Raw genomic sequence first — 5,864 nt, forward strand, 5'->3', positions numbered from 1 at the left:
TGTCCAAACTAAAGTTCGGACTCCAAGGACCCAGCCGGGTTGACTGACGCGCACACGGCTTGGTTTGGATCGGGCTGTTCGGGACAGCTTTCATTAGTCACCCGGCCTGGGCTTCCCCGCCTTGGCAAGCCCCCAATTTTCGGCCAATTCGACCTGGGTATCGGGATCGATCAGGGCGGAAAACAATTCTTCTTGAAGCAGAATCGCGGCAACGACAATGAAAATGGCCGCCAGCAGGGCAAGGAATAAGCGAGGAGTCATGGCTGCTCCGATGGGAAAATGGAATGTCCGATCAATTCCGGCGGCAGGCCAGCGTGGCCCGGTCGTAGCCGACATCCGGTGGTTGCCTCGGTATCGCCACGTACAGGCGATCTTCGGACAAATCCAGCTTGTTGGTGGATTTGATCTTTTTGTTCTTCAAATAATAGGTGGCCTCGCTGCCGGTCATCATGACGCCGACGGCCAGTTTGCCATCCTGTATGACGGTTTTTTGCTCCGTGTCCAGGGTGATGGAATGCTCTTCCTTTTTGTCGGGCGTGTTGCAGATGAAGGTGATGGTTTCGCCCGGACAACTGGCGGATACCAGCCACAGGCTAGTCAGGTAAAACAGGGGCTTGAGGTTCATAAGGGTTGCTTGAAGGTAGAGCGGCTTGTGGAATCCAAAGCTTGCTTTGGGTGGCCTAATGATGCCACGTCAAAGCGGGCTTTGAATTCTGTTGACCGGGAGAGCTAAAACTCGTTAATTCTCGAAAGAATGAAAAGGCGGAGCCTAACCGAAACCAAACTGGCAGCGCCCCATGCGTATAACTCAGCTAGACCTTAACCGCCCCCTGCCGGACTCGGCCTAATCACCATCGGCCAATCCGAATCCTCGTCATCAACCCACCGGAGCAACCCCCATGTCCCAATTGATCTTGGATATACCCAATGAGGCATTCGCCAGTCTGCGCAAAGACCCCGTGGAATTCGCCCGTGAACTGCGGATCGCCGCCGCCGTGAAATGGTACGAACTGGAATTGATTTCCCAAGGCCGTGCGGCGGAAATCGCCGGGCTTTCCCGCGCTGACTTCATCACCGCCTTGGGGCAATACAAAGTTAGTCCGTTCCAATACACCGCCGAGGAAATTCTGGAGGATTTAACCGATGCGGATTGAACAAGTGGTGGTCAATGCTTCGCCGCTGATTTCACTGTTCCGGGCGGGACTGGAATCCCTGCTGCCCCACCTCTTCACGGAAATCGTGGTTCCCGAAGCGGTGTGGGCGGAAGTGACCAGCCAAACCTATAACGACCCTGCCGCCCGTGGCTTGCCGGTCTCCAATTGGGCGCTAAAAACACCCACGCCGACCTGCCCGGACGTGGCCTTGTGGAACTTGGGCGCGGGCGAAACGGCGGTGCTGTCTTTCGCCCGGCAACATCCCGGCTACACCGCCATCATCGATGATCGCGCCGCCCGCCGATGTGCGCGGGTTTTGGGCATTCGCATTCAGGGATCGCCGGGCGTGGTGGTGCTTGCCAAGCGACGAGGCATCATTCCATCCTCGCGGGAAGCATTGCGCCGCTTACAAAAGGCGGGCTTGTGGCTATCCGAAGAACTGATTGAAAAACTCTCCGCCGAAGATCGTAGCGGCTAGGGTGCGCCGAGCCAGCGGATTAAGAAATTTCCTCGCCCCCGCCAAACCTTCATGCACCTGAAATCCCCGTACTTGCCTAAGCTAGACACCCCCGCCTTCCTTTATTCCGAAGCCGAGATCCGCCGCCAACTCAACCTGCTATCGACCATTCGCGGATCATCCAACTGCCGCATCCTCTACTCCATCAAAGCCCTGCCTTTCGCCGGCTTGCTGGACCTGATCCTACCCGCCGTCGATGGCTTCTCCGCCAGCTCCCTATTCGAAGCGCGGCTGGCGTCCGAAGCCTTGGCACGGGGCGGGCGGGCGGGCGCATTGCACATCACCACGCCGGGGCTGCGCCTCGGTGAAATGGATGAACTGGCCGGTCTGTGCGACGCCATCAGCTTCAACTCCCTGGAACAATTCCAGCGGATGCAACCCACATTAGAAGGCCGGGCTTCGGCGGGCATTCGAGTCAATCCGCAACTTTCCTTCCTCGACGACCGCCGCTACGATCCCTGTCGGCCCTTCTCCAAGCTTGGCGTCCCCCTGAGCGGCTTGGCCGCCGCGCTCAACGCCGACGCCGAACTGAGGCGGCAAATCGAGGGCATTCACTTCCACACCTTGTTCGAATCCCGCTCGTTCGAGCCTTTGCGGGCCACGCTGGAAAAAATCGACGGCGCGCTGGGCCACCACCTGGACGGGCTGCGCTGGATCAATCTGGGTGGCGGCTACTTGATCGAATCCACCGAAGCGGCGGAAACTTTGGCCGGAATCGTTCGGGACTTGCGGGAACGACGCGGCGTGGACGTCTATTTCGAACCGGGCAAATCTGTCGTCGGCCAGGCCGGGACGCTGGTGGCGAGCGTGATTGACCGATTCGAACGGGACGGCAAAGCCATCGCCGTGCTGGATACCGGCGTTCACCATTTACCCGAAGTCTTCGAGTATCAGAAATCCCCACAAGTCGCCGGGCATCATCCCGGGGGGCGGTTCGAATACTTGTTGGTTGGTTGTACCTGTCTGGCCGGGGACGTGTTCGGGGAGTGCCGTTTCGATCAACCCCTGACGGTGGGAGATCGAGTGGCATTCGAAAATGTCGGTGCCTATGCCCTGGTCAAAGCCAGCCGCTTCAACGGATACGACTTGCCGACCATTTACTGGCAAGACACGGCGGGGCGGATTTCGCTCATGAAGCGCTTCGGCTATGAAGATTACCGACGCTTTTGGACAGCGGATGCGCCCCCCGTTCCCTGAGCGGAGTTGAAGGGAACTGTCGGACTCTCTTGCCGGGAGCGGGGCGGAGATTTAAATTGATCCGCTCATCCCCAGCATCCTTCACCGAGCCATGTCACGCACCACCGCTTACCGCCGCCTCGCCTTAGCCGCCGCCTTGGTTCTTGTCGCCGGGTGCGCCAGCCGCCCCAAGCCCCCGCCCGTCAAGCGGACGCAGATGGCGCCCGTGGTGAACTACGCCCTCAGCTTGCGGGGCACGCCCTATGTGTGGGGCGGCGAGTCGTTTGAAGAGGGCGGCTTCGATTGCAGCGGCTTCGTGCAGCATGTCTATAAGCGCCATGGCATCCGCCTGCCGCGCACCGCCCGCCAGATGGCGGACGCCTTGCCAGCTTTGGCCGACCAGTACCGCCAGCCGGGCGACTTGGTGTTCTTCAACACCACCGGCGAACCCTATTCACATGTCGGCATTTATATCGGCCATGACGATTTCGTCCATTCCAGCAGCGCCAAGCACGGCGTGATCGTGTCCAACCTGAATACGCCTTATTGGGTGGATCATTTCCTGGGAACCCGGCGTCCCAGCCTCATGGACCGCTGGCTGGGATCGGCGGACAATCGCGAGTAATGCCGTGGGAGCGGTTTTTAACGGCGACCGAATCCGGTGGGCAGAGGTTTCTATCCGCCAATGAGTCCTAGTCGCGGTTAAAAACCGCCCCCACCCCATAAACAGGAGAATTCCCCATGAAAGCCATCGTAATGACCCAGCCCGGCTTGCCGGATTTGCTGGAATTCCGGGACATCCCGGAACCCGCCCTCACCCTGCCCAGCCAGATTAAGGTCCGGCTGCGGGCGGCGGGCGTGAATCCGGTCGACACCAAGATCCGTAACAGCGGCGTGTTTTACCCGGACGGATTGCCGGCGGTGCTGGGCTGCGACGGAGCCGGTGAAGTGGTGGAAACCGGCGCGGGCGTGACCCGTTTCAAAGTCGGCGACCGGGTGTGGTTCTGCAACGGCGGGCTGGGCGGCGACCAGGGCAATTACGCCGAATACACCGTGCTGGACGAGCGCTGGGCCGCGCCCATGCCGAATAGCTTGGATTTCAAAACCGCCGCCGCCGGTCCCCTGGTGCTGATTACCGCCTGGGGCATGTTGTATGACCGGGGACGGTTGCAAGCGGGGCAGACGGTGCTGATTCATGCGGGCGCGGGCGGCGTGGGCCATGTCGCCCTGCAACTGGCGAAGCTACGGGGAGCGCGGGTATTGGCGACGGTGGGTTCGGCGGAGAATGCCGAACTGGCCAAGCAATGGGGCGCGGACGAGGCCATCAACTACAAGGAGCGGGATTTCGTCGAAGTGGTCAACGAGCTGACCCACGGCGTCGGGGCCGACTTGGTGATCGACATGGTGAACCCGGAGGTATTCCGGCGCAGCGTCGAATGCACCGCCCATTTCGGCGACCTTGTGACCCTGCTCGATCCGGGCGAGTTCTCCTTCAAGGAGGCCCGGATGCGCAATCTCCGCATCGGCTTCGAATTGATGCTCACCCCCATGCTGAGGAACCTCGACGCCGCCCGCGCCCATCATGTGGAAATCCTCAACGAGTGCGGCGCATTGATCGACCAAGGCCGGTTGAGCCTACACGTCAGCCAGGTATTGCCACTGGAAAAAGCCGCCGCCGCCCATGTCCAGCTTGAGTCGGGCCGCACGGTGGGCAAAGTCGTGTTGAAGATTGCCTAGTCATCCAACAGCGAGGGGAAACCCATGGTTGCCGTACTACAAAACCCGCCGGTCCAGATGCCGCATTTCAAACTCACCGTGGACGATTTTTACCGGATGGGCGAGGCGGGCATCTTCAAGGCGGATGACCGCATCGAGCTCATTGAGGGGGAATTGATTGATATGGCGCCGATAGGTTCTTTTCATGCGGGTTTGAACAACCGGATCAGTCGATGGATGGCGCGATTACTGGGTGACAAGGCGACGCCGTGGACACAGAGTCCTATCAGACTGTCCCGAAATTCAGCGCCGCAACCGGATTTTGCCCTGCTGCGCTATCGTTCCGATGACTACGCGAAGTCCCTGCCCACGGCTGCCGACGTATTGTTGCTGGTCGAAGTCGCCGATTCCACCATCCGCTCCGACCGCGAGGTGAAAGCCCCACTTTACGCCCGCCACGGCGTCCCCGAGTATTGGCTGATTGACCTGCCGACGCGGTGCATCGAGGTTTATCTCGATCCTGTCGGGGGCCGTTATCAGACGGTGCGGACGGTCGAATCCGGCTTGTTAGCCCCCAGCGCATTCCCGGAAGCGACCCTGGACGTTGGGGAATTTTTTGGCGTGTAACCATGGCGCGTAACCGCGAATTCTGCCCCACCGAGGCGCTCGACAAGGCCATGCGGGTGTTCTGGGCCAAGGGCTATGGCGGCACCTCCATCGAAGACCTGGTGAGCGCCACCGGGGTCAGCCGGTATGGCCTTTACGGGGAATTCGGCGGCAAGAATGGCCTGTTCCTCGCTTCCCTGGAACATTACCGGGCCAACATCATCCGTCCCCTGCTGGACATCATCGAACGGCCCGACGCCGCCCTGGCCGAGATTCGAGCCTTGTTCGACATGCTCGTGGCATTGCTAAGCCAGCCCGGCGGGGAACTCGGCTGCCTGATTTTCAATGCCGTGCATGAAATGGGGTCGCACGACGAAGCGACGGGCGCGCAGATCATGGGGCTACGCGAAAACCTCGCCGCTGGATTGCGGCGGATGCTGCACAATGCCGCTCATCAAGGCGAGCTTCCCGCCGGTTTCGACGTGGAGCGCGAGGCGGATTTCCTGTTCGGCGTCATGCACGCGCTGCCCATGCTGGCCCGCGCCGGGACCGATCCTAAAGTGATTGAACACACAGTAAGCGTGGCCTTGTCCACCCTCGGGCCAGCGGTCAGGGATAAACCAGAACATACGTTCTGAATCTTCTTTACAGGTTTCAGAACGTATGTTCTGATACATCCATCCCGGCCCTCCGGT

9 protein-coding genes are annotated in these 5,864 nt (G+C 60.3%); 7 read left to right on the forward strand and 2 right to left on the reverse strand.

Features of this window, described 5'->3' with window-relative positions; genetic code table 11:
• Nucleotides 1-93 precede the first annotated feature (93 nt).
• Both ACXWUF_RS16940 and ACXWUF_RS16945 read right to left on the reverse strand, forming a co-directional pair.
• Nucleotides 94-336 carry a hypothetical protein gene (locus tag ACXWUF_RS16940; RefSeq protein WP_458495803.1) on the reverse strand — a complete coding sequence of 81 codons (243 nt, stop codon included), beginning with the start codon at nt 334-336 and terminating at the stop codon, nt 94-96.
• The gene (locus ACXWUF_RS16945; RefSeq protein ID WP_458495804.1) at nt 293-625 is read right to left on the reverse strand and encodes a hypothetical protein; all 333 of its coding nucleotides are present in this window, start codon (nt 623-625) and stop codon (nt 293-295) included. The genes ACXWUF_RS16940 and ACXWUF_RS16945 overlap by 44 nt, the downstream gene beginning before the upstream one ends.
• Before the next feature lie 274 nt (nt 626-899).
• Between ACXWUF_RS16945 and ACXWUF_RS16950 the strand changes: the two genes are divergently transcribed.
• From ACXWUF_RS16950 to ACXWUF_RS16980, 7 genes are all read left to right on the forward strand, one after another.
• On the forward strand, nt 900-1,154 hold the full coding sequence (locus ACXWUF_RS16950; RefSeq protein ID WP_458495805.1) for a UPF0175 family protein: 255 nt from the start codon (nt 900-902) through the stop codon (nt 1,152-1,154).
• Nucleotides 1,144-1,632: a DUF3368 domain-containing protein gene (locus tag ACXWUF_RS16955; RefSeq protein WP_458495806.1), complete on the forward strand. Its 489-nt coding sequence runs from the start codon at nt 1,144-1,146 to the stop codon at nt 1,630-1,632. Before ACXWUF_RS16950 ends, ACXWUF_RS16955 begins: the two co-directional genes overlap by 11 nt.
• Nucleotides 1,633-1,704: 72 nt before the next feature.
• On the forward strand, nt 1,705-2,868 hold the full coding sequence (locus ACXWUF_RS16960; RefSeq protein ID WP_458495807.1) for a carboxynorspermidine decarboxylase: 1,164 nt from the start codon (nt 1,705-1,707) through the stop codon (nt 2,866-2,868).
• 91 nt (nt 2,869-2,959) lie between these two features.
• On the forward strand, nt 2,960-3,472 hold the full coding sequence (locus ACXWUF_RS16965; protein WP_458495808.1) for a C40 family peptidase: 513 nt from the start codon (nt 2,960-2,962) through the stop codon (nt 3,470-3,472).
• A 116-nt stretch (nt 3,473-3,588) separates the two neighbouring features.
• Complete coding sequence (locus ACXWUF_RS16970; RefSeq protein ID WP_458495809.1) at nt 3,589-4,584, forward strand: zinc-dependent alcohol dehydrogenase family protein; 996 nt, start codon at nt 3,589-3,591, stop codon at nt 4,582-4,584.
• A gap of 24 nt (nt 4,585-4,608) precedes the next feature.
• Nucleotides 4,609-5,190 (forward strand): Uma2 family endonuclease, encoded by a 582-nt coding sequence (locus ACXWUF_RS16975; protein ID WP_458495810.1) that lies wholly within the window; start codon nt 4,609-4,611, stop codon nt 5,188-5,190.
• 2 nt (nt 5,191-5,192) lie between these two features.
• Nucleotides 5,193-5,807 (forward strand): TetR/AcrR family transcriptional regulator, encoded by a 615-nt coding sequence (locus tag ACXWUF_RS16980; RefSeq protein WP_458495811.1) that lies wholly within the window; start codon nt 5,193-5,195, stop codon nt 5,805-5,807.
• Nucleotides 5,808-5,864: the final 57 nt, after the last annotated feature.

It is taken from the genome of Methylomagnum sp., from assembly GCF_054333355.1.

Bases quoted from the DNA above. Each gene is read 5' to 3' on its own strand.
- ACXWUF_RS16965 (WP_458495808.1), top strand. From the start codon at position 2,960: ATGTCACGCACCACCGCTTACCGCCGCCTCGCCTTAGCCGCCGCCTTG.
- ACXWUF_RS16940 (WP_458495803.1), bottom strand. From the start codon at position 336: ATGTCGGCTACGACCGGGCCACGCTGGCCTGCCGCCGGAATTGATCGG.
- ACXWUF_RS16945 (WP_458495804.1), bottom strand. From the start codon at position 625: ATGAACCTCAAGCCCCTGTTTTACCTGACTAGCCTGTGGCTGGTATCC.
- ACXWUF_RS16975 (WP_458495810.1), top strand. From the start codon at position 4,609: ATGGTTGCCGTACTACAAAACCCGCCGGTCCAGATGCCGCATTTCAAA.
- ACXWUF_RS16950 (WP_458495805.1), top strand. From the start codon at position 900: ATGTCCCAATTGATCTTGGATATACCCAATGAGGCATTCGCCAGTCTG.
- ACXWUF_RS16970 (WP_458495809.1), top strand. From the start codon at position 3,589: ATGAAAGCCATCGTAATGACCCAGCCCGGCTTGCCGGATTTGCTGGAA.
- ACXWUF_RS16980 (WP_458495811.1), top strand. From the start codon at position 5,193: ATGGCGCGTAACCGCGAATTCTGCCCCACCGAGGCGCTCGACAAGGCC.
- ACXWUF_RS16955 (WP_458495806.1), top strand. From the start codon at position 1,144: ATGCGGATTGAACAAGTGGTGGTCAATGCTTCGCCGCTGATTTCACTG.